Raw genomic sequence first — 22,678 nt, 5'->3', positions numbered from 1 at the left:
CGGACCCTGGCGGGACAGCCCCGCCCGGTCATGGATTTCAATCAGGGCCGAGCACGCGTTCTTCGCGCGCGATCGACCAGTCAATCAGGATGCGCCAGAGCTGTTCGGCCAGATCGGGGTCCAACCCGGACTGGCCCGCCCTGGCGCGGACATTTGCCACCACCTCTTCGACACGGTCCGGGATGCGAGCGGGCAGACCTTCGCCGGGTTTGAGCTGCGAGGCGCGGTCGATATAACGCGCGCGCTCCAGCAGCATCTCAACCAACTGTTGATCAAGCCTGTCGATCTGGACCCGCAGATCCTGCATCGTCTCGCAGTCCTGCGGCGCTTTCAGAGGGGGCATCAAACTCTCCTGCGGCCCGGAACACTCTCCCGGGCCACGGGATGTCTTATTTGGCCGGTCAGAACAAGCCCTCGATCTGACCTGCGTCGTTAAGTCTGATGCTCTCAGCCGCAGGAACGCGCGGCAGACCCGGCATGGTCATGATCTCGCCGCACACCACAACGATAAAGCCCGCACCCGCGCTGAGGCGCACCTCGCGGACCGGCACCGAATGGCCCACCGGCGCGCCGCGCAAGCTGGGATCGGTCGAGAAGGAATACTGCGTCTTGGCCATGCAGACCGGCAGATTGCCATAACCCGCCTCTTCCCATTCGCGCAGCTGGTTGCGGATCTTGTTGTCGGCCAGCACTTCGTCGGCGCGGTAGATGCGCTTGGCGATGGTTTCGATCTTTTCGAACAGCGGCATCTCGTCGGGATAGATCGGCGCGAAGTTGGCGGTGCCGCCCTCGACGATTTCCACCACCTTCTCGGCCAGCGGCGCCGAACCTTCCGAGCCCAGCTCCCAGTGCCGCGACAGCACCGCCTCAACGCCGTGATCCGCGCAATAATCCTTCACCGCCTGCACCTCGGCATCCGTGTCGGTGACGAAATGGTTGATCGCGACCACCACCGGCACGCCGAAGGATTTGACGTTCTCGATATGACGACCGAGGTTGGCGCAGCCCGATTTGACCGCATCGACATTTTCCGCGCCAAGATCGGCCTTGGCCACGCCGCCATTCATCTTCATCGCGCGCACCGTGGCCACCAGCACCACCGCCGAGGGCGCGATACCGGCCTTGCGGCACTTGATGTTCATGAATTTCTCGGCCCCCAGATCGGCGCCAAAACCGGCCTCGGTCACCACATAATCGCAGACCTTCAGCGCGGTCTTGGTGGCAATCACCGAGTTGCAGCCATGGGCGATATTGGCAAACGGTCCGCCATGCACGAAGGCGGGGTTGTTTTCCAGCGTTTGCACCAGGTTGGGCTGCATCGCGTCTTTCAGCAGCACGGTCATCGCGCCTTCGGCCTTGATGTCGCGGCAATAGACCGGGCTCTTGTCACGCCGATAGGCCACGATGATGTCGCCCAGACGCTTTTCCAGATCCTTCAGATCGGTGGCCAGGCACAGGATCGCCATCACTTCCGAGGCCACGGTGATGTCGAACCCGGTCTCGCGCGGGAAGCCGTTGCTGACACCGCCCAGCGATGCCGTGATCTGGCGCAGGGCGCGGTCATTCATGTCGACCACACGGCGCCACGCGACCCGACGGATGTCGATCTCGCAGGAATTGCCCCAGTAGATATGGTTGTCGATCATCGCGCTGAGCAGCGAATGCGCGCTGGTGATGGCGTGGAAATCGCCGGTAAAATGCAGGTTCATCTCCTCCATCGGAACCACCTGCGCATAACCGCCGCCCGCTGCGCCGCCCTTCATGCCGAAGTTCGGACCCAGCGAGGCCTCGCGGATACAGATCATCGCGTTCTTGCCGATCCGGTTCAGCCCGTCGCCCAGACCCACCGTGGTCGTCGTCTTGCCCTCACCCGCAGGCGTCGGGTTGATCGCGGTGACCAGGATCAGCTTGCCGTCTTCGCGATCCTGAACCGAGTCGATAAACTCCTGGCTCACCTTCGCCTTGTCATGGCCATAGGGCAAAAGATCGTCACGACCGATCCCAAGCCTGTCCCCAATCTCAAATATGGGCCGCTTAACAGCCTCCCGCGCTATCTCAATGTCAGACTTGTAACTCATGTGCGGCGATCCCTGTTAGACTGCGATGCATGCCGACGCATACGCTGACGGCTCTGCGCCACTCCTAACGCCGCGTCGCTTTGGGAAAGAGAGGAATTCCGACACTTTGTTGTCGCGAAGCGGCGTTGCCGAAAATGAACTGTTTCAAATCGGAAACTGCGGGGGCCTATCAGGGCTTCAGGGGGTCCAGCCCCGCTGATCGGGTTGGAAATGCACCAGCCGGTCGCCAAGCGCCAGCCCGCCAGACCGTTCGACCCAGGCGGTCACCCCGCGCCGGTCATTTGCTGCCGGTTTGAAATCAGCGCCATGGCCCGGCGCCTCGGCTTCGATCTCTTTGCCGGGCAGGATACAGGGGCGATTCTCCAGATCGATGGTCAACACCACCCCCGATGGCCCCTGCAATCGCGAAGATGGCGGGATATGGGTGAAATCGGGAATACCCCGGATCACCAGATTGGCCCCCAGCAGCGCCGGATCGAGCTGCGCCAGCCCCATGGTCTGCGCGATGGTCTCAAGCTCCTCCTGAGACAGGATGCTCAATTGCCGCGTATTTCGGATTTCGGTGCCTTCCGGGTAAAGGTTGCGCACCCGCGAGCAGGACGCCCGGGTTGCGCCGCCATGGCGTTCGCCCGGCAGCCCCGCAAAGCCGAGATTGAGATGGTCGGTGGAGTGCGCCCGCAGAGATCCCCCGGCCGCGACATGGCCCAGCCAGACCACCTCTCCCGCATAGCCACTTTCCTTCAAAACCGGCATCCCGAATCCCCGCTTTCTGTGCAAATGCGGGTTCAGTTTGAAGGGTTACAGGGGTTTGGCAACAAAAAGCGCGCCTCAGGGCGCCGTGTTGAACTCCGAACGGCCACGCGCCCAGAGGCAGACTGCGAGAATGGCCAGCAGGACGAAGCCCAGTTCCATCCATTCTTCGGCGATGCCCAAGCGACTATCGAGCCTATCACTCAACTCAATGCCCAGCGGCGCCAATTTGCGGCCCGCACCATCAATGGTCTTGGACAGCACAGCCAGCAACAGGCTGCCGCCCGCAGCAAGTGCCCAGGTCGTTCCCTGACGCAGCGCACGCCACCAATCTCCGAGATTCTCACGCACCATACGGATCAACACGCTCAGGATCAGTGCGATCACCAGCAGCCCGATCAACTTTTCACCAAGCGGCGCATCACCGGTGTAAAGACGCGCTTTCAGGATGCCCTCGCTGAGATAGGCCTTGTCCATGTCCAGCTCGCGCGCGGCAAAAAGCAGAAACAACAGGACAAAATGCCAGCCGCGCCCCAGCGCGGTGCCCGGTGCCACCCAGATCAGCAGCAGTGCCGCATAGCCCCATAGCAAAGCCGAGGCGGTTTCGACCGATCCCCCCTCACTGGTCACGCTTTTGGGATCAGGCGAAAGCCCGGCGCCGAAAACCAGGAAGGCAGCGATAATCAGGCAGGCAATCCAGAAGGGCAGCAAGGAACCACCGCCCCGGACGGGCGTGGAAATCGTGCTGTGATCATTCAATGTCGCCATCGCGCGGCGTCCTTCCGGATTGGGTGGGGTTAGCAAAGTCGTCACAATCTAGGGATGGCCTATCCGGCGTGCAATGGCACGTGCGCAAGAAGTTCTTCACGGTAACGAAAATGCGACGCAGCGTTAGCCGCGTCGCGCTTTCTTCAACTGGCCCATATGGGTCAGGTTGTCGGTTCCGGCTCCATTCCGCCCTCGGGTGGCGTGGATTTCGGTTTGGTTTTCGGGATCGCGGTCACGCTGGGCGCGCTGCCCTGATCCGGCGTGTCACCTTCATCATCCTCGGAGGTGGGCGGATCGCCCCGCATCACGCGCTCGATCTCTTCGCCGGTCAAGGTCTCGTATTCCAGCAGCCCCTCGGCCAGACGTTCCCATTCCTCGGCTTTCTCGGTGAGGATCTGATGCGCCTGCTCATACCCTTCCTGAATCAGGCGTTTGACCTCTTCCTCGATCAACTCCTTGGTGTGGGCAGAGACCGAGAAGCCTGCGGTGTTGCCGCTATAGCCCTCATGCGCCTCGGCATAGTCGATATTGCCGACCTTGTCGGACATGCCCCAGCGCATCACCATCGCGCGCGCCAACTGGCTGGCCTGCTGGATGTCGCCAGCCGGGCCGTTCGAGACATTGTCCTCGCCATATTTGATGATCTCAGCCGCCTTGCCTGCCATGGTCATGGCCAGTTTCTGCTGACATTCCGAGCGGTGCCAGTTCAGGCGGTCGATCTCGGGCAGCGACACGACCATACCCAGCGCGCCGCCGCGCGGGATGATCGTCGCCTTGTAGACAGGATCGCATTCCGGCAGGGCCAGGCCGACCACGGCATGTCCGGCCTCGTGATAGGCGGTCTTTTCCTTCTGATCCTGGGTCAGCACCATCGAACGGCGCTCGGCCCCCATCATCACCTTGTCCTTGGCTTCCTCGAAATCTTCCATGGTGACAAAGCGACGACCCACGCGCGCCGCCATCAACGCGGCCTCGTTCACGAGGTTGGCCAGATCGGCACCCGAGAAGCCCGGCGTCCCGCGCGCGATAATGCGCAGATCGACATCGGGACCCAGAGGCGTCTTGCGGGCATGCACGCCCAGAATCTTCTCACGGCCTTTGATATCGGGGTTGCCGACGGTGACGTTGCGGTCGAACCGGCCCGGGCGCAGCAGCGCGGGGTCCAGAACGTCCTTACGGTTAGTGGCCGCCAGGATGATCACGCCTTCGTTGGCCTCGAACCCGTCCATCTCGACCAGCAGCTGGTTGAGGGTCTGTTCACGCTCGTCGTTGCCGCCACCATAGCCAGCACCACGATGGCGGCCCACGGCGTCGATCTCGTCGATGAAGACAATACAGGGCGCGTTTTTCTTGGCCTGTTCGAACATGTCGCGGACACGGCTTGCACCAACACCCACGAACATCTCGACGAAGTCAGAGCCCGAAATGGTGAAGAAGGGCACACCCGCCTCGCCCGCAATTGCACGGGCCAGCAGCGTCTTACCGGTGCCCGGAGGACCAACCAGAAGCGCGCCTTTGGGGATCTTGCCGCCGAGGCGGCTGAATTTCTGCGGATTGCGCAGGAATTCCACGATCTCTTCCAACTCTTCCTTGGCTTCATCGATGCCCGCAACGTCATCAAACGTTACGCGACCGTGCTTTTCGGTCAGCATCTTGGCCTTGGACTTGCCAAAGCCCATCGCACCGCCTTTGCCACCGCCTTGCATCCGGTTCATGAAATAGACCCAAACCCCGATCAGCAGCAGGAAGGGCAAGAGAGTGATCAGGAAGGACTGGAACGTCGATTGCTGCTGCTTTTCGGCGCGAACAGGGATGTTCTTGTCGATCAGAAGCTTTGTAACCTCGGCATCGCCCGGCTTGATCGTGACGTAGTCTTTGTTGTCGTTGGTGCGGTAGCGAATCTGTTCGCCATCCAGCGTCACCCGAGTCACCTCGCCGTCATCCACGGCAGAAACGAACTCTGAATAGGTCCGCTCCTGGCTCTGAAGCGTGCCGCCAGAGCCGCTAAACAGGTTGAATAGCGCAAGAATCAGCAGGAACAGTACGACCCAGAAGGCGATGTTGCGTGCGTTGCCCAAGGAATGTCTCCTAAACTATCGGCCGTAAACCAGGGATCGGCCGGCTAGGCTACTAAAATAGAGATGATTGGGGCAGGTTCAATGCGATAAAAACGCGTCGAACAAAGCTTCTTCATCCAGTATCAGACTGAGAGCCCAGCCATTGTCGAACCCCGCCAGCGGAGCCGACACCAGACTATCACCAATCCAGACCGATGGCGAGGCGATCAGCGCCGCATGGGGGCGCCCGGTTGTGCGCCAATCCGGGCATTGCGCCAGCCCGGCCTCGCCCAGCGGACGGATCACCGCCTGCGCGGTATCGGGACCGAACATGCGCCAGCGCCGGTCCCAGACCTGATCTGCGGGGCAGGTCACGCTCTCAACAGCGCTGAGTTCGCGGCAGATGCGGATGCTGCCCCTTTGCACCAACAGGCGACAGCCTGACAGGACCGCGCCCTGTCCGGCTGCAATCGCGCCGATTGCCTCGTCAACAGCAGCGCGACGCGGCGGGTATTCCTCACCGCTCACCCAGCCAACCGCACCGATCAGCAGACGGCGCCGGATTTCCTCGGGCAGTCCGGCAAACACCTCGGCATCGACAAGAACATCGCCCATATCGGTCTCAAGCGCGACCTGTGCGGTGAAATCGGCGTAGCGTTCCAATGCCTCGCGCGCCTGCGCCATGTTGCGGGCCACATCGGTGAGCACCTCGTTGGTGATACCCAGCGGCGCCAGTACCTCCAGTGCCTGACGCGCTTTGATGCGCTCAAAACGGGTGTCGTCATTCGAGGGATCTTCGGCCCAGCTCACCTCCTGCCGCCGCAGATAGCAGCGCAGATCCTTGCGGTTGACCCCCAGCAAAGGCCGCAACAGCGTGACACCGCCCAAATCGCGTGAGGCAGGCATACCGGCCAGCCCCGACACACCCGAGGATCGCGCCAGCCGCATCAGGACGGTCTCTGCCTGGTCGTCTGCGGTGTGGCCGGTCAGGACGACAGAAATGTCCCGTGCCTGCGCCCATTCCGCCAACAAGCGATAGCGGGCGCGGCGAGCCTGATCCTGCAGATTGCCCTGCCCGTCCCAGCCCTGCCAACTCAGAATGCTGTGTTCGACGCCAAGCGATGCGGCCAGATCTGCAACCTGCGCCGCCTCATCCGCCGCTTCCGGGCGCAACCCGTGATCGACGGTCGCAGCCAGAACGGTGCAGCCGCTTTCCGCAAGCGCACGGTTGGCAATATGCAACAAAGCCACCGAATCGCCACCACCCGACACCGCAACACCGATCCGCGCAGGCAAAGGCTTGGGCACCCCTGCCAGCAGGACGGCCAGAAGATCGTCGTTGAAGTGTTTCAAGTGCAACCCAAAGCTGTCATTTCGCTATTGGCTGCCGATACCGCATTTGCGTCTGGAAAGCGAGTCACAACCTCGCCAAGGGTCACACAAGCCTGACTATTTTGCCCCAACCTGCCCAATGATGCGCCAAGGTTGTATAACGCATCAGCGGCAGTGGGACCGGTAGAGTCGTTGGTGAAACTCGCCAAATAGGCGCGTGCCGCTTCCCTTGTGTCGCCCAGCCCATCCAGCGCGCGGCCCCGGTTCAGATGCGCCTGCGCCGCAAGCGGGCTGCCCGGATAGCTGGTGTCAAACGCAGCATAGAGCTCTGCCGCGCGGGCATAGTCCTGTGCGTCGAGCGCCTTGGTGGCGGCGTCGAAATCCGCCTGCTCGCCCACGGCCAATTCGGTGCCGCCGGTTACAGACTCCTGGGGTGCCGGGTCGGGTGTGGCGACCAGCGGCGTGGTCACCTCACCGCCCAGCGTTGGGGTGTCGGGCAAAGTGGCGATGTCACACCCGCTTTCCAGCTCGCAGAGCCGGAATTGCAGATCGCCGATGCGGTTGGTGCCATCCTTGACGATCCCGTCGACCCGTTGGTTGAGCTGTTCGGTCAGGCGTGTGAGACGCTGCAATTCGGCCTCGATCGCATCGACCCTTTCCAGCACGGTCGAGCCGGAGGTCTGCGTCTGCGGCGCGCCGGTGGTAGAAAACTCGCGCTTGAGGCGCTGGATCTCGACATTCAACACCGTCAGTTCCTGACGAATATCCGCCAGGGTCTGCTGATCCTGCGCCAGCGCGCTTCCGCCCACCAACATCGTCGCCGCAAAGGCAATCACGCCAAACCGCATCTTGTTATCCCGTCACATTGGCAACCAGAACCGTGACCGCGCGCCGGTTCTTGGCATAGCAGGCTTCCTGGCTGCAGATCTCGATCGGGCGTTCCTTGCCATAGCTCACCGTGGTGATCCGGTTGCCCGCAACCCCGCGCGAGATCAGAAATTCGCGGGCCGCATTGGCGCGCCGTGCACCCAGCGCAAGGTTGTATTCGCGGGTTCCCTGTTCGTCGGCATGGCCTTCGATCCGGGCGGCATAATCGGTGTTCTGCATCAGCCAATCGGCCTGCCCCTGCAGGGTTGTCTTGGCGGCATCAGTCAGCGTCGATTCATTCACCGGGAACAGAACCCGATCGCCCACGGACTGCTGGAAATAGGCGGGCGAGCGTGGATCGCTGGGTGATCCCGGCAATACGCTGCCGTCAACACCGCCAGCACCACCGGCACCGCCGCCTGCTGCAAAAGGTGAGTTATTGGTACAGGCCGCAATGGCCAGCACGAGGCCCAACGCGGCCAGTTTGCTCGATACTTTCATTCCCTCAGCCTCACTTTGTTTTTTGTTGTTCATCTTTTATCACAGCCGCCCTCGCATGTGAACGCGCCGGGCATCACTTCTGCAAGGGCGACCAGGCCGGGTCGCTGGCCCCGTCCGGTGTCCGCACCGGTCGCAGGTTGCGCCCAGAGATGTCAACGGAATAAAGCGTCGCGCGCCCCTCCGCGCCCGGAGATTCGCGGGTGAACATGATCACCCGCCCGTTTGGTGCCCATGTCGGCCCCTCATCCAGGAACGAGGCGGTCAGCAGGCGTTCCTCGCTGCCATCGGTGCGCATGACGCCGATATGGAAACGGCCCTGGCTTTGCTTGGTGAAGGCGATCAGATCGCCGCGCGGCGACCAGACCGGCGTGCCATAGCGCCCCTTGCCCGAACTGATCTTGCGCGGCTCTCCCCCATTGGCGGGCATGATGTAAAGCTGCGGCGTGCCCGACCGGTCGCTTTCAAAGACGATCTGGCTGCCATCGGGTGAGAAGCTGGGCGCGGTTTCGATCGATGGCGCGTTGGTCAATTGGCGGCTCTGCCCGCTATTGATATCCATCAGGTAGAGATCGGTATTGCCGCCGCGCGCCAGCGAATAAAGAACATTGCGCCCATCCGGCGAGAAGCGCGGCGCAAAGCTCATGGTGCCTTCCTGCGTCGGCAACACGTTGCGCTGCACCGCTCCTACATCCAGCACATAGATGCGCGGCGTGCCGCTCTCATAGCTGGTGTAAAGCACCCGGTCGCCTGCGGGCGAAAAGCGCGGGGCCAGTACGATCGACGAACTGTCGGTCAGGTACTGAACATTCGCGCCATCGTAATCCATGATCGCCAACCGCTTGCGGCGTTCGTTCTTGGGGCCGCTTTCGGATACAAAAACCACGCGGCTGTCGAAATAGCCGCCCTCGCCGGTGATCCGGCTATAGACTTGGTCGGCCACCTTATGCGCCATCCGTCGCCAACCATCGGTCGTGCCGGTGAATTGCAACCCACTGCCCAGCTCCGTGTCCGAGAACACATCCCAGATGCGGAACCGCACGGTCAGCGTGTTGCCCGAAACGCTGACCCCGCCGGTCACCAGCGCCTGCGCGTTGATGGCCTTCCAGTCGGCGAACTGCACCGGGGCGTCAAAGCTGGAAACCTGACTGATATAGGCGTTTGCCGGGATTTCTCGAAACAGCCCGGTGCCGGTCAGATCCGCCGCGACAACGCGGGCGAGCTGGGTTGCGTATTGCGCCGCCGCAGGGGTGTCGGGCACGAAATCCGGCGCCGCAAAGGGCAGCGGTTCGATCACGCCTTCGGTGATCTCGATCCGGAGCGGTGTGTTCTGCGCCACCGCCGGGGCGGCCATCAGGGCGGCGCCAAGGAATATGCTGGTCAGAAGTTTCATCATTTGATCCGCATCCTCTCGGGATTGAATGTCATCTCGATATCACGCCAATGGCTGAATTTCTCGGCTGGCAGGTTGAAGCCCCGCGCGCCGCAGCGAATGATCGCGCGCCGCGCGGCCTCGAAGGCCTGTCTGGCCGCAGCCTGCGATCCGCCGGAACTGTCCAGCATCCGGATCGAGCCATTGTTGGGCGTTCCGTCCTGGTTCATCGTCACGGCCACCGTCACGGTTGTGCCCAGCGCATCGGTCGAGAGCGAGCCGACATTCCAGCAATTGGACACCGCGACGCGCAGCGACTCTTTCTCACCACTGGTCAGCGGTGGGCCCGTCGGCGCAGGGGCGGCGGGTTCCGGCGTGGTCTCTTCGCCCCCCGACAGCGCCTCGGCCAGCGCATCATTGACGGCCGCCTCGCGGTTTGGCTCTTCCTGCTGCGGTTCAGGTTCCACAGGTTCGGCCACCTCAACCGGTTTGCGCAGGTTCTCTGGCCGCGCTTGCGGGCGTGGCGAGCGTTGCGGGGCAATCTCAGCGGATTCCTCGGCTTCGGTCACGATCCGGTCGGTCGCCTCCTCTTGCGCGGTGGCTTCCTGTTCCTCTCGCGGCTCATCGGCACCTTCCTCGGCCACGACGGGTGGTGTGTCCACGTCGTCCGGCGTGGCATCGGGAGGCGGCGGCGCGACCGGCTGCGGCGCGACGCGATCCGCTTGGCGCGAAGGCGCGACCTCGCCCGGCGGGGCGGGCAGCACGGTGACCTCGGGCTCGGGCAGCTCAAGCGTGGGCGTTTCTTCGACCACTTCGGGTTCGGGTGTTTCGACCACGGCCTCCGGCGTTGGTTCCGGCTCGGGCTCGGGGACGGTTTCAGGCGGGGTCTGTTCCGGTTCAGGTGTTTCCGGCTCGGGAAGTGCGGCCAGTTCCTCTTCCGCCTCGGGTGTCTGGGGCGCTTCGGCCTGGGTGGTGATTTCGGGGGCCTCATTGGGCGCGGTCATGGCGGCAAATTGTTCGCCGCTTATGATCGCTACCTCCTGCACTTCAAACGGCAGCGGTTCCGAGCGGAAGGCACCCCCAAAGAGCGCCACGCCGATAAGCGCGACATGTGCCACTGCCGAGATCTTGGTACCGGTATCCAAGCCGCTGCCTCACTCTCCGCTCTCGTCCAATGTTGGCCCGCCGGTATCGGTCACAAGCCCCACATTCGAAAATCCCCCGGCGTTCAGCGCCCCCATCACCTGCATCACCTGCTCATAGGCGATGGAGCCATCGGCGCGCAGGAAGACCTGGTCACTGCTGCGTTCCGCCGCAATGGCGCGCAGGCGCGAGATCAGCTCGGCGCGCGGCACATCCGTGGTCTGTATCTGCACCGCCCCCTCGGCAGTGATGGTCACGGTCAGCGGCTCTTCGCTGTCAGAGGGCAACGCACTGGCCGCCGTCTTTGGCAGTTCCACTGGGACGCCCACGGTCAGCAAGGGCGCGGCAACCATGAAGATGATCAGCAGCACCAGCATCACGTCCACAAAAGGCGTGACGTTGATCTCGGACATCGGCTGCGCGCGGCCACCACGCCGACGCCCGCGACGGCGGCCATTGCCACCCCCGCTGCTCTGCTGGACCGACGCGCCCATGGCTCAGCTGTCCAACTGGCGCGACAGGATGGTGGCGAACTCGTCGGCAAAGGCCTCATAGCCGCCAACGATCCGGTCGCTATCCGCGCTCAGCTTGTTGTAGAAGATCACCGCAGGGATCGCCGCCAGCAGCCCCAGACCGGTGGCCAGCAGCGCCTCGGCAATGCCCGGTGCGACAACAGCGAGGTTGGTGTTCTGCTGTTCGGCGATCTCGATAAAGGCGTTCATGATGCCCCAGACCGTGCCGAACAACCCGATGAAGGGCGCGGTCGAGCCCACGGTGGCCAGAATCGACAGGCCTTTTTGCAGCCCTTCGGCCTCTTTGGCGATGGCCACATCCATCGACCGGTCAATCCGTGCCTGCGCCCCCGCAATCATGCCGCCATCATTGCGATGCGAGCGCCGCCATTCGATCATACCGGCGGCGAATATCTTCTCCGAACTGCCATCCGGTTGCGGCCCGATCTTTTCGAACAGCCCGTCCAGCGGTTCGCCAGACCAGAAGGACCGGTCGAATGCACCCGCCTCGCGGCGCGCCATACGATAGGTGATGAGCTTCTGAAAGATGATCGACCAAGACCAGAACGAGGCCACGATCAGCATCAGCATGACCAGTTTGACGGTAAAGGTGGCACGGGCAAATAGCCCCCACAGCGAGAAATCAATCTCCTGCGCCAGAACCAGCGTTTCTGTTTCCATGGACCTGCTCTTTTTGCCTGCTTGCCGGTTTTTCGGCCTTTGTTTTGCCGAACGCTAACGCAGATTGGGCCTGATTGCCAACAGAACCAGCCCAGAGCGCAGTATTGTTACAGCAATGCGCGAATCTCTGCCGGAAGGCGCACGGGTTTCCCGTCAGAATTCATGCAGACGGCCGTGACCGTTGCACGGAAAATCTCGGTCTCGCCGCGCTTGACCAGCTGCGTCATGGTGAGCCGTACGCCCGAAAGCTTGCTCATCTCGGTTTCGACGACCAGCTCCTCATCGAAGCGGGCGGCAGCCAGATACTCCGCTTCGATCTTGCGCACGACCCAGACGATGCCCGCTTCGCGCATGGCGTTCTGATCATTGCCCAGATTGCGCACCCAGTCGGAACGGGCACGCTCGATATAGCGCAGGTAATTGGCGTGATAGACGATCCCACCCATATCGGTGTCTTCGTAATAGACGCGGATCGGGAAGATGTGGGTCACTGCTGCGGCTCCATTCGGGCAAAAAGCCTGAGCGCATGCGCGGCGTCCTGCGTCGACCCCGGCAGGACCGGATCATAGGCAGCACGGATCAGGCTGGCGATTTCAGGCCGCAGGATGGTGGTATCTGCGGCAACGGCCAGAGGCGATTGCGTGCGAAAGGCGGTATCCGACCAGAGCAGCACCGTCTGCACCACCTGGCTCAGCGCCAGGGTCTCGGCAGGCACCTTCGAGAGTTCCTTGTCCATGCGCAGGAGCACAAAGGCGGCGCGGATCGCCCCGTCTTCCTCGAAACGGAAAATGCGGTACTGATTGGCGTCGGCGTCTTGCAGGCGCGCGACCAGAGGGCCGAGATCGGGCACCAGCCGATCCAGATCAGGCACCTCAAGCAGCTCGGCCCAGTCGCGGAAGAAGAAGACCATGCAATTTGCGCCAAGTTCCGGATCAGTCTCGGCCATCTTGTGATCGGCCAGGGTCACAACCGCCTCGAACGCGCCTTTGACCACCGACAGCGTGTGATCCTCGACCCCGAAGACGATCGGCACGATGGGGCGGCCCCAGCGGGCGAATGCGAAATCACCGCTGCTGCGGGTAAAAAGCGCTTCGATCTCGTCCGGTGTCACGCCCGGCCCCTTCTGATTGCGAAACAATTGCCGCCGATGGCATAGAAGGTCCGGCGCATGGCTTCAACCAAAGAGATCGCTTTGCCGTTTGGGCATGGGCAGGCCCAGATGCGCCCAGGCTTTCTGTGCCAGCATCCGTCCGCGCGGTGTCCGCTGGATCAGACCTTGCTGCAGCAAGTAGGGCTCGATCACCTCTTCCAGCGAATCCCTGCTTTCGCTGAGCGCCGCTGACAAGGTCTCGATGCCGACGGGACCGCCTGCATAGTTCTCCGCGATCAGTTTCAGATAGCGCCGGTCAGCCCCGTCCAGGCCCAGATTGTCGACGCCGAGCCGGGTCAGGGAACTGTCGGCCAATTCGCGGGTGATGTACCCGTCGCCCTCGACCACAGCAAAATCAACCACCCGGCGCAGCAGGCGGCCCGCGATCCGGGGGGTGCCGCGTGAGCGCCGCGCAATCTCGCGCGCGCCTGCATCATCGGCAGGTGCACCCAGTTTGCGGGCGTTGCGGGTGACGATCTCGTGCAACTCATCGACTGTGTAGAATTGCAGCCGCGTGGGAATGCCAAAGCGGTCGCGCAGCGGCGTTGTCAGCAGCCCCATCCGCGTCGTAGCCCCCACCAGTGTGAAGGGTTGCAGTTCGATCCGCACGGTGCGCGCGGCGGGGCCTTCGCCGATCACCAGATCAAGCTCGAAATCCTCCATCGCCGGATACAGCACCTCTTCCACCGCAGGGTTCAGGCGATGGATTTCGTCGATGAACAGCACATCGCGCGCTTCCAGATTGGTCAGGATCGCCGCCAGATCGCCCGCCTTGGCCAGAACGGGCCCCGAGGTCATGCGGAAACTGACGCCCAATTCGCGCGCCATGATCTGCGCCAGCGTGGTTTTGCCCAAGCCAGGGGGCCCATGAAACAGGGTGTGATCCATCGCCTCGCCGCGCTGGCGGGCCGACTGGATGAAGACCCGCAGATTGGCGCGTGCCTCGGCCTGACCGATGAACTCGCTCAGGCCCTGCGGGCGCAGGGCGCGGTCATTGTCTTCGGGCAAGGGCTCGGGTCGGATGGTGGGATCGGCGTCGATCATCGCTTAGCCTTTCGGTGCCAGAAGCTGCAACGCCGCCCGGGTCAGGTCCGAGGTTCCGGCCTCTGGGCTGGCGCCCGCCGCTTCGGCCACGGCTGCCGCTGCGTCGCCCGGACCATAGCCCAGATTGGCCAACGCCGAGAGCGCATCCGCCTGCGCGGTTGCATTGCGCCTGGGCGGTTTTGGGGCCGCCGGCTTGAGCGCGGGTTCAGCGGGGTCAACCACCTCCAGCGCCGGGCCGTCCGTGGCCTCGGCAATGGTGCCGCCCATCGCCATGACGCCCGGTGCCTTGTCCTTCAGGTCCAGCACCACGCGCTGCGCGGTTTTGGGGCCAACGCCTTTGGCTGCCTTGACCGAGGCCCAGTCGCCCAGCGCGATCGCCCGGCTGACGCCATCGGGACCCAGCGTGCCCAGAATCGCCAATGAGACCTTTGCCCCAACCCCCTGCACCGAACACAGCAGCCGGTGCCATTCCTTTTCCACCAGCGAGAGAAAGCCGTAGAGCTGCATCAGGTCTTCGCGCACGACCATGTCGGTATAGAGCGAGACCGCCTCACCCACGCCGGGCAGCGCGGCCAGGGTACGATCGGAGCAATAGACGATATAGCCAACCCCGCGCACGTCGATCAGAATGTGGTCAGGGGCGCGGTAATCCAGCCGTCCGGTGAGCTTGCCAATCATGTCCCCACCTCGCGCAGTTGCAGCGCGGGCCTGCCGCCGTAATGGGCGTGGCACATGGCAATGGCCAGCGCATCCGCGGCATCCGGCCCGGCGGGTTCGCATCCCGGCAATTGCAGCTTGACCATATAAAGGACCTGTTCCTTTTCGGCATGCCCCGCCCCCACCACCGTCTTCTTCACCCGGTTCGGCGCGTATTCCCCGATCGACAGCCCCGCCTGCGCCAGGGACAGCAAAGCAACGCCGCGGGCCTGTCCCAGTTTCAGCGTCCCGGCCCCGTCCTTGTTCACGAAGGTCTGCTCGATGGCGGCATGATCCGGCGTGTAGCGGGCGATCACGTCCACCAGTTGCTCATGCAGTGACAGCAGCCGCGCGCCCAGATCATCACCCGAGGACTTGCACAAGCCATTTGCGATATGGCTCAACCGGCTGCCATGCGATTCGATGACGCCCCACCCCATGGTTCTCAACCCCGGATCAATGCCCAATATCCGCATATTTTGTCCCGGCCCGCCCTGCTCTTATGACTTTTTTGACGCAGTAGCACGAAACGCGAACATTTTCCAAGAGAATTGGACCGGTAAACAAAAACGACACCGCCTGTTCAGCCCGCGACACCCGGCCTGAAAACGACCCATCAAAGAGCCTAAAACGACGTGTTTCTGAAGCAGAATTCACGAATGTTACAGATAGATTTCAACGTGTTAGAGATATGCACTTTTTGCATATGACACATGCAAAAATTGTCTCTTGTGGCGAAAAATTGAGCACCCTAGATGCGCTTTACGACGAACTTATAACACGCACAGAAGGATCAGGATATGGCTGCACTGGACACCACCCGCACCACCTTTGGCTCGTTCGGCCTCGTTGGCCGTATCGGCGCAACAATCGCCGCTTGGGCAACCGCGATCATCGATTGGAATGACGCGCGTATCACCCGCAACGCTCTGGCTGGTCTGAGCGACCGCGAGCTGGACGATATCGGCATGTGCCGCGGCGACATCGACGATGTTGCACTGAGCGGGCGCGACTACTGAGCAAACTCATCCCTTCTCCCCGGTTGGGATGGACACAGAAAACGCCGCGTGATGCTGATCACGCGGCGTTTTCTGTTCAGAACTCTGTCAGTGATCAGCGCAGAACCGGACCGATCTGATTGGCGATCAACTGGCTGATCGGGTCGATCTGCATCACGAAAGCCCCGGCAATTTCAACGCCGGTTCCGTTCCACAGCCGATCAAGGCGCTCGTCATAGGTCGCCGTCCCGAGATTGGCGAGGATGAACCCCTTGAACAGGAAAAACGCCCCGATAAACAGAAACAGGCTGCGCGGCGAAATCGCCAGCCGCATGCGCTTAGGTTTCACAACAACCAGACCGTCCGGGCGCATGCGCGCAGTATATCCGCGCGCCATCGCCTGATGCTTCTTGTTCAGGCGTGCAACGCGCCTATCAAAATCCATGTGGCAATCGACCATCGAAGCCTCCATCCCTCTTCCCCCACGAAAGTGATGATCAGGCTACGGCTCAATTACGACGAAACAAGGGCAAATCGCTCAAATGCCTTATAAAGCGGGATAAACTATGGCTTTTTCTGGACAACGAGCGTTGTCCATTCACCAATCTCCTCGCTACGCACCAGATTGGTTCCGTTCTGGGAATAAACCTGGACCACGTCAGAGGCCTGTTCGTTGAGAATCCCTGACAGAATCGCATAGCCTGCGGGGCGCAGATGGGCCGAAATCTCCGGTGCAAGCGCGATCAGCGGGCCTTTCAGGATATTGGCGAAAATCAGGTCATAAGGCGCATTGGCGGTCAGTTCGGCATGGTCGAACCCAGCAGCCTCGACGCAGCGGACCGTGCCTGCCATGCCGTTGGCGCTCAGATTGGCCTCGGCCACATCGACCGCGACCTGATCGATATCGCTGGCCAGTATCGTGCCGTCCCAGACCCGCGCCGCTGCCATCGCCAGCACGGCGGTGCCGCAGCCGATATCAGCGACCTTACTCGCCTCGAACCCCTCTCCGATCAGCCCATCAAGCGCGCGCAGACAGCCCAGCGTGGTGCCGTGATGGCCGGTGCCGAAAGCCATCGCCGCCTCAATCAGCAGCGGGATCGCATCGGCGGGCACCTTGTCGGCATCATGTGAGCCGTAGACAAAGAAGCGGCCCGCCTCAACCGGGGCCAGCTCGCGGCGCACATGAGCGACCCAGTCGGTTTCGGGCAGTTCCGAAACGACAAAGGGTTTCGCGCCGAAGGCCGTCGCCAGCAGGGCCAGCCCGGCCTCGTCCGGTGTTTCGATGAAATAGCCGCCGACCTCCCACAGGCCGGACCCATCCTCGACTTCGAAAACACCAACACCGGTGGGTTCGGGCTGAAGCCGTTCCAGCGCCTCGCCCAGCGCATCGGCGGCGGATTTCCCTTCGAGGGTTGTCAGGGCGGTGAATGTGGGCATGGGGCTCTCCTGATCTGCGCCCCAGCGCCTAGGCCCGCGCAGGCGCAAGGTCAAGCGGTCTTGGGCACCGTCACTCGGCGGCGGCGGGCAGCGGGCGCGAGAACACGGTTTCATGGCCGGGCTCGGGATTGCGCGGGATCAGCAGTGACAGCAGCAGCGACACCATCGCCATCATCGCAGCCAGCACAAAGACCGCGCCCGGCGACACCACCCAGAGCAACCCCAAAGCCGCGGGCAGGAACACTGCCGCGATATGGTTGATGGTGAAGGCCACCGCAGCGGTGGGTGCGATATCGGCCGGATCAGCGATCTTCTGGAAATAGGTCTTGAGCGCGAAGGCCAGCGCAAAGAGAATATGGTCGATCACGTAAAGCGTCGCCGCCAGCACCACGCCCCAGCCGAACCAGTAGATCCCGCCATAAGCGGCAAACACGATGGCCAGCCCTGCATATTCGAAGATCAGCGTGCGGCGCTCACCGAACCTTGCAACAGCGCGGCCCAGCAAGGGCGCAACGCTCATGTTGATGAGCAAGTTGATCAGGTAGAGGCCGGTCAGTTCATGGACGTCGAAACCAAACCGTTCGACCATCATGAAACCGGCAAACACGATGAAAATCTGCCGCCGGGCACCGGCCATGAACTGCAATGCGTAATAGAGCCAATAGCGACGGCGCAGAACGATCTTTTTGGTCTGCGGTGTGGGGGCGTCGAATTGCGGATAGGCCAGCATCGCAAAAATTGCCAGCACTGCGGTTGCCCCGCCGGTCAGCATGAAGACCAGATCATAAGACAGGTCGAACCGCTCCCAGGTCAGCACGATCAACCCATAAACCACCAGCGTTGAGGCAGATCCGGCCGCCACCAGCCAGCCCAGGATCTGCGGCGCGCGGTCCTTGGGCAGCCATTGCAGTTGCAGCGACTGGTTGACGGTTTCGTAATAGTGAAAACCGATCGAGCTGATGAGCGTGACGAAGAGCAGTCCGCCCAGCGATGGAAACCAGGCGGTTACCGCTGTGGCCACGCCCAGCATGACCAGCGAAATCATCGCCAGAACTTGTTCTCGCACGAAAATGATCACAGCGATCACGCCAACGGCCAGAAACCCCGGAATCTCGCGCACCGTATGCAGCAGGCCGATATCCGCCCCGTCGAAATTGGCCACCTCGATGACGAAATTGTTCAACAGCGCGCTCCAGCCGTTGAAGGCAATCGGCATGGTCAGCGCCATCAGGAACAACAGCGCAACAGGGCGCCGCCAGAACGGCAGATCGCCTGCTTGGTCGAGGGGCAAGGGTCTGAACATAAGGCGTGCTTACGCCCATAATGCGGATTTGGCGAGATGCAAGATGGCCATGCGCAGAGCATCTGCGCTGATGCACATGCCCGAAGCACCTGGACCTGATCCGCGCTAGGAGGTGCGCTCATTACCTATCGAGCGATCATAGGATGCCAAACCACTCCAATTCTAACTTGCTTCAGTACCAGATTCGCGTTTCCATCTCAGGCATATAGGTCAGGAAATTAGCAGTATGAAAAATGACGTCTTTTCCGCTGAGATAAACAAATACGGCTTCTTCTGGAAAGAGAAATACCTTTCCCGGATGAACAACCGCGCAAAGCGGATATTCTCATTTGATCACGAAGCCCTGAAAGGCGGCCGGGTATTGGATCTGGGCGCACGATTTGGGTTCTGGTCCTGGGCCGCGCAGCAATTGGGTGCTGCTGAAACTTTGGGGATCGAAGGGCGCCAGGAAAGCGCGGCGCGGGGCGGCAAGCTTTTGGCGGGAAAGAACCACCGCTACATCATCGGCAACGCCTTCGACGTGATGCCGCAGCTTATTGCCGAGAAACAGTCTTTCGACGTCATTCTGAACCTGGGCTTTTTCTATCACATCTACGATCACTACGGGATGCTGAAGCTGATGGATGCGCTCTCACCCAAGGTCATCGTGATCGACAGCACGATTGACGATCTGGACGAGCCGATCATCAGGGTGCGTAAGGAAAAAACCTGGGAGCCGAACAACGCCATCGCCGAGGTCGAAGGCCAGCGGTATTCGGCGGTCGGAACCCCTAGCCGGGGGGCGATAGAATCCATAGCCGACTGTTTCGACTATAGCGTGAAATGGTGCGATTGGTCGGATGTTGGCGCGGCACCGGGCTGTGATGACTATCGCGCGCGACGCAGGTTCACCTGCCTGCTGACAAAAGCCGATCCTTAACGGCCCTCATCGACACGGTGGATGGCGGGGCAGCGGTCAGTAAAAACTCTGCGGGTCGATATCGACACTCAGGCGCAGGTCGCCCTTCAGGCGCAACGGTGCGATCCAGCGCGAGATTGCCTCCTGCAGCGCGGCGCCTTTTGGGGCCTTGACCAGCAGCCGAACCCGGTGCCGCCCCCGGATGCGCGCGATCGGCGCCGGGGCCGGGCCAAAGACCTGAGCGCCGATCTGGCGGATGGCCATGTCGTTTCGCGCCAGGATGTTGCCAGTATCAAAGACCTGCCCGGCATCGCTGCCCGACAGGATGATCCCCGCCATGCGCCCGAAAGGCGGTACGCCCGCCGCCTGCCGCTCGGCGGCTTCGGCCTTCCAGAACCCGGTCTCATCACCGGACAGGATCGCGCGGATCACGGGATGTTCGGGCTGGAAACTCTGCAATAGTGCGGTTCCGGGCCGTTCGGCGCGCCCTGCCCGCCCGGCCACCTGCCGCATCAGCTGAAAGGTCCGCTCGGCCGCGCGCAGGTCCGAGCCTTGCAACCCCAGATCGGCGTCGATCACGCCCACCAGCGTCAGGTTGGGAAAATTGTGCCCCTTGGCGACCAGCTGCGTCCCGATGATGATATCGGCGTCCCCTTCGGCAATCTCTTCGATCTTGGCCTTCAGGGCGCGGGCCGAGCCGAACATGTCCGAGCTCAGCACCGCGATCTTTGCCTCCGGGAACACGGTCTCGGCCTCTTCGGCCAGCCGCTCGATACCGGGGCCGACCGGGGCAAGCCGATCTTCGGCCTGACACGAAGGGCAGGTATCGGGGATCGGCTTGGTCTCGCCGCATTGGTGGCACATCAGCCGTTTCAGGAACCGGTGCTCGACCATACGCGCATCGCAGTGATCGCAACCGATCTGCTGACCGCAAGCCCGGCAGAGCGTCACCGGCGCATAGCCACGCCGGTTGATGAACAGAAGCGACTGTTCGCCCTTCTCCAACCGGTCTGTCACCGCGCGCCGCAACGAGGGTGAAATCCAGCTTGCCGCCGGCATCTGCTCGGCCCGCATGTCGATGGCGCGCATCTCGGGCAGCACCGCCGCCCCGAAGCGTGCGGTCAGTTCCAAGCGGTCATATTTGCCCGCTTCGGCATTGGCCCAGCTTTCCAGCGAGGGTGTGGCGCTGGCCAGCACCACCCGCGCCCCACAGATCGCGGCGCGCAGCACCGCCATGTCGCGCGCGTTATAGAGTACTCCGTCTTCCTGTTTGTAGGAGGTGTCGTGTTCCTCATCGACGATGATCAGGCCGAGATTCTGGAACGGCAGGAAGAGCGCCGAGCGCGCGCCAACCACAAGCTGCGCATCGCCCTGCCCGACCATCCGCCAGATACGGCGGCGCTCGGTCATGGTCGCACCCGAGTGCCATTCGGCCGGGCGCGCGCCGAATCGGGCCTCGACCCTTGTGAGGAACTCAGCAGTCAAGGCGATCTCGGGCAACAGCACCAGCGCCTGTTTGCCCATGCGCAGCGCTTCGACCACCGCCTCCAGATACACTTCGGTCTTACCCGAGCCGGTCACGCCTTTCAGCAGTGTGGTCCCGTAGCGCTCGGACCGGATGGCGGCGCGCAAGGCGTCGGCCCCGTCCTGCTGATCCTCGGTCAGGGCCTTGCCGGGCAGATCGGGGTCGAGATGGGGAAAGGGCAGATCGCGGGGGCTGTCTTCTTCGCGCACCGCGCCCAGCTTGGCCAGCCCCTTGACCACCGAGGAGGTCACGCCCGCCATCTCGGCCAGTTCCTTGAGTGTAAAGGCCAGCCCACCATAGTCGCGCAACACCTCCAGCACCCGTGTGCGGGCGTCGGTCATACGATCCGGGGTGGTGTCGCCCAAACGGTAGATCTTGCGCATCGAGGGCGGATCGCCCAGACCGGGCGCGCGGGTGGCAAGGCGCAGCATGGCGGACATGGGTGTCAGCGTGTAATCGGCGGCGCGGCCCAGAAAGCTCTGCATCTCGGCTCGCATCGGCGCCACATCCAGCACCCGGATCACCGAGCGGATTTTTGAGCGATCATAATCACCGCGGCCCGGCCCCCAGACCACGCCAAGAACCTTGCGCGGCCCCAGCGGCACCTCCACAAAGGCACCCTGAAAACACCCGCCTTCGGGGGCCTTGTAATCCAGCAGCCGGTCCAGCGGCTGCGCGGTCAGAACCGCAACCAGAGCACCTTCGTCAAAAAAGCCGGGATCGTCCAAGAAATGGCCTCTTTCGGGCAGAAATCATGTTTGCGCTAACGAAACCTCTGATTCAGGGGGTTTCCGCACGGGTCCCTATGAGGTAAAGCCAAGCCGATCCCGCGCCAACCCATCAAAGGACCGCCGCCATGAAATTCTTTGTAGACACCGCCGAAATCGAAGCGATTGCCGAGCTGAACGATCTGGGCATGGTCGATGGAGTGACCACCAACCCCTCGCTGATCCTGAAATCGGGCCGCGACATTCTGGAAGTGACCAAGGAAATCTGCGACCTGATCGGCGGGCCCGTTTCGGCTGAGGTTGTCGCCACAGAAGCCGACGACATGATCGCCGAAGGCCGCAAGCTGGCCAAGATCGCGCCAAACATCGCCGTGAAGGTACCGCTGACCTGGGCCGGCCTGAAAACCTGCAAGACGCTCACTGACGAAGGCCACATGGTCAACGTGACGCTCTGCTTCTCGGCCAATCAGGCGCTGATCGCGGCCAAGGCGGGGGCGACCTTCATCTCGCCCTTCATCGGGCGGCTGGACGATATCAACATGGACGGCATGGACCTGATCGCCGATATCCGCGAGATCTATGACAATTACGGGTTCGAAACCCAGATCCTCGCAGCCTCGATCCGGACCGTGAACCACGTCACCGAAAGCGCCCGCATCGGCGCGGACGTGATCACCGCCCCTCCGGGCGTGATCAAGAAACTGGCCGATCACCCGCTGACGGACAAAGGGTTGGAAGCGTTTCTGGCGGATTGGGCAAAGACCGGTCAGAAAATCCTCTGAGCGCCGTTCGCGAACAGAGCAGGAAAGGAGCGCCCGCGCGCTCCTTTTTTGTGCCGCCT

Annotated in this window: 24 protein-coding genes; 3 read left to right on the top strand and 21 right to left on the bottom strand. The window is 62.3% G+C overall.

The genetic code is table 11. The annotated features are described in order from the left end of the window. Positions 1–37 precede the first annotated feature (37 nt). From AB1E34_RS05215 to ruvC, 17 genes are all read right to left on the bottom strand, one after another. On the bottom strand, positions 38–343 hold the full coding sequence (locus tag AB1E34_RS05215; RefSeq protein ID WP_306203626.1) for a chorismate mutase: 306 nt from the start codon (positions 341–343) through the stop codon (positions 38–40). Between the two features lie 58 nt (positions 344–401). Further along, positions 402–2,078, bottom strand: coding sequence for a formate--tetrahydrofolate ligase (locus AB1E34_RS05210; RefSeq protein WP_372571275.1), 1,677 nt, complete (start codon positions 2,076–2,078; stop codon positions 402–404). 177 nt (positions 2,079–2,255) lie between these two features. After that, positions 2,256–2,831, bottom strand: a complete 576-nt coding sequence (locus AB1E34_RS05205) for an MOSC domain-containing protein (protein WP_372571274.1) — start codon at positions 2,829–2,831, stop codon at positions 2,256–2,258. A gap of 75 nt (positions 2,832–2,906) precedes the next feature. Then, on the bottom strand, positions 2,907–3,596 hold the full coding sequence (locus tag AB1E34_RS05200) for a hypothetical protein (protein WP_372571273.1): 690 nt from the start codon (positions 3,594–3,596) through the stop codon (positions 2,907–2,909). A 161-nt stretch (positions 3,597–3,757) separates the two neighbouring features. Next, positions 3,758–5,674 carry an ATP-dependent zinc metalloprotease FtsH gene (ftsH, locus tag AB1E34_RS05195; protein WP_372571272.1) on the bottom strand — a complete coding sequence of 639 codons (1,917 nt, stop codon included), beginning with the start codon at positions 5,672–5,674 and terminating at the stop codon, positions 3,758–3,760. A 78-nt stretch (positions 5,675–5,752) separates the two neighbouring features. Then, the gene (gene tilS / locus AB1E34_RS05190) at positions 5,753–7,006 is read right to left on the bottom strand and encodes a tRNA lysidine(34) synthetase TilS (protein WP_372571271.1); all 1,254 of its coding nucleotides are present in this window, start codon (positions 7,004–7,006) and stop codon (positions 5,753–5,755) included. Beyond that, a complete protein-coding gene (gene ybgF / locus AB1E34_RS05185) occupies positions 7,003–7,833 on the bottom strand; it encodes a tol-pal system protein YbgF (protein WP_372571270.1) in 831 nt (276 codons plus the stop codon). The genes tilS and ybgF overlap by 4 nt, the downstream gene beginning before the upstream one ends. 4 nt (positions 7,834–7,837) lie before the next feature. Further along, positions 7,838–8,353: a peptidoglycan-associated lipoprotein Pal gene (pal, locus tag AB1E34_RS05180; RefSeq protein ID WP_372571269.1), complete on the bottom strand. Its 516-nt coding sequence runs from the start codon at positions 8,351–8,353 to the stop codon at positions 7,838–7,840. Between the two features lie 73 nt (positions 8,354–8,426). Continuing rightward, the gene (gene tolB, locus AB1E34_RS05175; RefSeq protein ID WP_372571268.1) at positions 8,427–9,746 is read right to left on the bottom strand and encodes a Tol-Pal system beta propeller repeat protein TolB; all 1,320 of its coding nucleotides are present in this window, start codon (positions 9,744–9,746) and stop codon (positions 8,427–8,429) included. Further along, positions 9,743–10,867 carry a cell envelope integrity protein TolA gene (gene tolA, locus AB1E34_RS05170; RefSeq protein WP_372571267.1) on the bottom strand — a complete coding sequence of 375 codons (1,125 nt, stop codon included), beginning with the start codon at positions 10,865–10,867 and terminating at the stop codon, positions 9,743–9,745. The genes tolB and tolA overlap by 4 nt, the downstream gene beginning before the upstream one ends. Positions 10,868–10,876: 9 nt before the next feature. After that, positions 10,877–11,359, bottom strand: coding sequence for a protein TolR (gene tolR, locus AB1E34_RS05165; RefSeq protein WP_306199194.1), 483 nt, complete (start codon positions 11,357–11,359; stop codon positions 10,877–10,879). 3 nt (positions 11,360–11,362) lie between these two features. After that, a complete protein-coding gene (tolQ, locus tag AB1E34_RS05160) occupies positions 11,363–12,058 on the bottom strand; it encodes a protein TolQ (protein ID WP_306199192.1) in 696 nt (231 codons plus the stop codon). Between the two features lie 107 nt (positions 12,059–12,165). After that, positions 12,166–12,549 (bottom strand): tol-pal system-associated acyl-CoA thioesterase, encoded by a 384-nt coding sequence (gene ybgC / locus AB1E34_RS05155; protein ID WP_372571266.1) that lies wholly within the window; start codon positions 12,547–12,549, stop codon positions 12,166–12,168. Then, entirely contained in the window at positions 12,546–13,169 is a 624-nt protein-coding gene (locus AB1E34_RS05150; protein WP_372571265.1) for a hypothetical protein, read from the bottom strand. The genes ybgC and AB1E34_RS05150 overlap by 4 nt, the downstream gene beginning before the upstream one ends. Positions 13,170–13,232: 63 nt before the next feature. Continuing rightward, entirely contained in the window at positions 13,233–14,252 is a 1,020-nt protein-coding gene (gene ruvB, locus AB1E34_RS05145; RefSeq protein ID WP_372571264.1) for a Holliday junction branch migration DNA helicase RuvB, read from the bottom strand. A 3-nt stretch (positions 14,253–14,255) separates the two neighbouring features. Beyond that, on the bottom strand, positions 14,256–14,930 hold the full coding sequence (ruvA, locus tag AB1E34_RS05140) for a Holliday junction branch migration protein RuvA (RefSeq protein ID WP_372571263.1): 675 nt from the start codon (positions 14,928–14,930) through the stop codon (positions 14,256–14,258). Next, positions 14,927–15,424: a crossover junction endodeoxyribonuclease RuvC gene (gene ruvC, locus AB1E34_RS05135; RefSeq protein WP_372571262.1), complete on the bottom strand. Its 498-nt coding sequence runs from the start codon at positions 15,422–15,424 to the stop codon at positions 14,927–14,929. The genes ruvA and ruvC overlap by 4 nt, the downstream gene beginning before the upstream one ends. 324 nt (positions 15,425–15,748) lie before the next feature. Between ruvC and AB1E34_RS05130 the strand changes: the two genes are divergently transcribed. After that, on the top strand, positions 15,749–15,967 hold the full coding sequence (locus AB1E34_RS05130) for a DUF1127 domain-containing protein (protein WP_372571261.1): 219 nt from the start codon (positions 15,749–15,751) through the stop codon (positions 15,965–15,967). 94 nt (positions 15,968–16,061) lie between these two features. Here AB1E34_RS05130 and AB1E34_RS05125 read toward each other — a convergent pair whose 3' ends face one another. From AB1E34_RS05125 to AB1E34_RS05115, 3 genes are all read right to left on the bottom strand, one after another. Next, the gene (locus AB1E34_RS05125) at positions 16,062–16,391 is read right to left on the bottom strand and encodes a hypothetical protein (protein WP_372571260.1); all 330 of its coding nucleotides are present in this window, start codon (positions 16,389–16,391) and stop codon (positions 16,062–16,064) included. A 119-nt stretch (positions 16,392–16,510) separates the two neighbouring features. Then, positions 16,511–17,383: a 50S ribosomal protein L11 methyltransferase gene (locus AB1E34_RS05120; RefSeq protein ID WP_372571259.1), complete on the bottom strand. Its 873-nt coding sequence runs from the start codon at positions 17,381–17,383 to the stop codon at positions 16,511–16,513. Positions 17,384–17,453: 70 nt separating this feature from the next. Next, on the bottom strand, positions 17,454–18,686 hold the full coding sequence (locus AB1E34_RS05115; RefSeq protein ID WP_372571258.1) for an MFS transporter: 1,233 nt from the start codon (positions 18,684–18,686) through the stop codon (positions 17,454–17,456). Positions 18,687–18,912: 226 nt separating this feature from the next. Here AB1E34_RS05115 and AB1E34_RS05110 point away from each other — a divergent pair, with 226 nt between their 5' ends. Continuing rightward, positions 18,913–19,605 (top strand): class I SAM-dependent methyltransferase, encoded by a 693-nt coding sequence (locus AB1E34_RS05110; protein WP_372571257.1) that lies wholly within the window; start codon positions 18,913–18,915, stop codon positions 19,603–19,605. A 36-nt stretch (positions 19,606–19,641) separates the two neighbouring features. Here AB1E34_RS05110 and AB1E34_RS05105 read toward each other — a convergent pair whose 3' ends face one another. After that, the gene (locus AB1E34_RS05105; RefSeq protein ID WP_372571256.1) at positions 19,642–21,837 is read right to left on the bottom strand and encodes a primosomal protein N'; all 2,196 of its coding nucleotides are present in this window, start codon (positions 21,835–21,837) and stop codon (positions 19,642–19,644) included. A 128-nt stretch (positions 21,838–21,965) separates the two neighbouring features. Between AB1E34_RS05105 and fsa the strand changes: the two genes are divergently transcribed. Further along, entirely contained in the window at positions 21,966–22,619 is a 654-nt protein-coding gene (gene fsa / locus AB1E34_RS05100; protein WP_372571255.1) for a fructose-6-phosphate aldolase, read from the top strand. Positions 22,620–22,678 lie beyond the last annotated feature (59 nt).

The organism is Ruegeria jejuensis (genome assembly GCF_041537905.1).
Classification (GTDB): Bacteria; Pseudomonadota; Alphaproteobacteria; order Rhodobacterales; family Rhodobacteraceae; genus Ruegeria_C.
The sequence above is the reverse complement of the archived record's forward strand: the minus strand, read 5'-3'. Positions and strand labels throughout refer to the sequence as shown.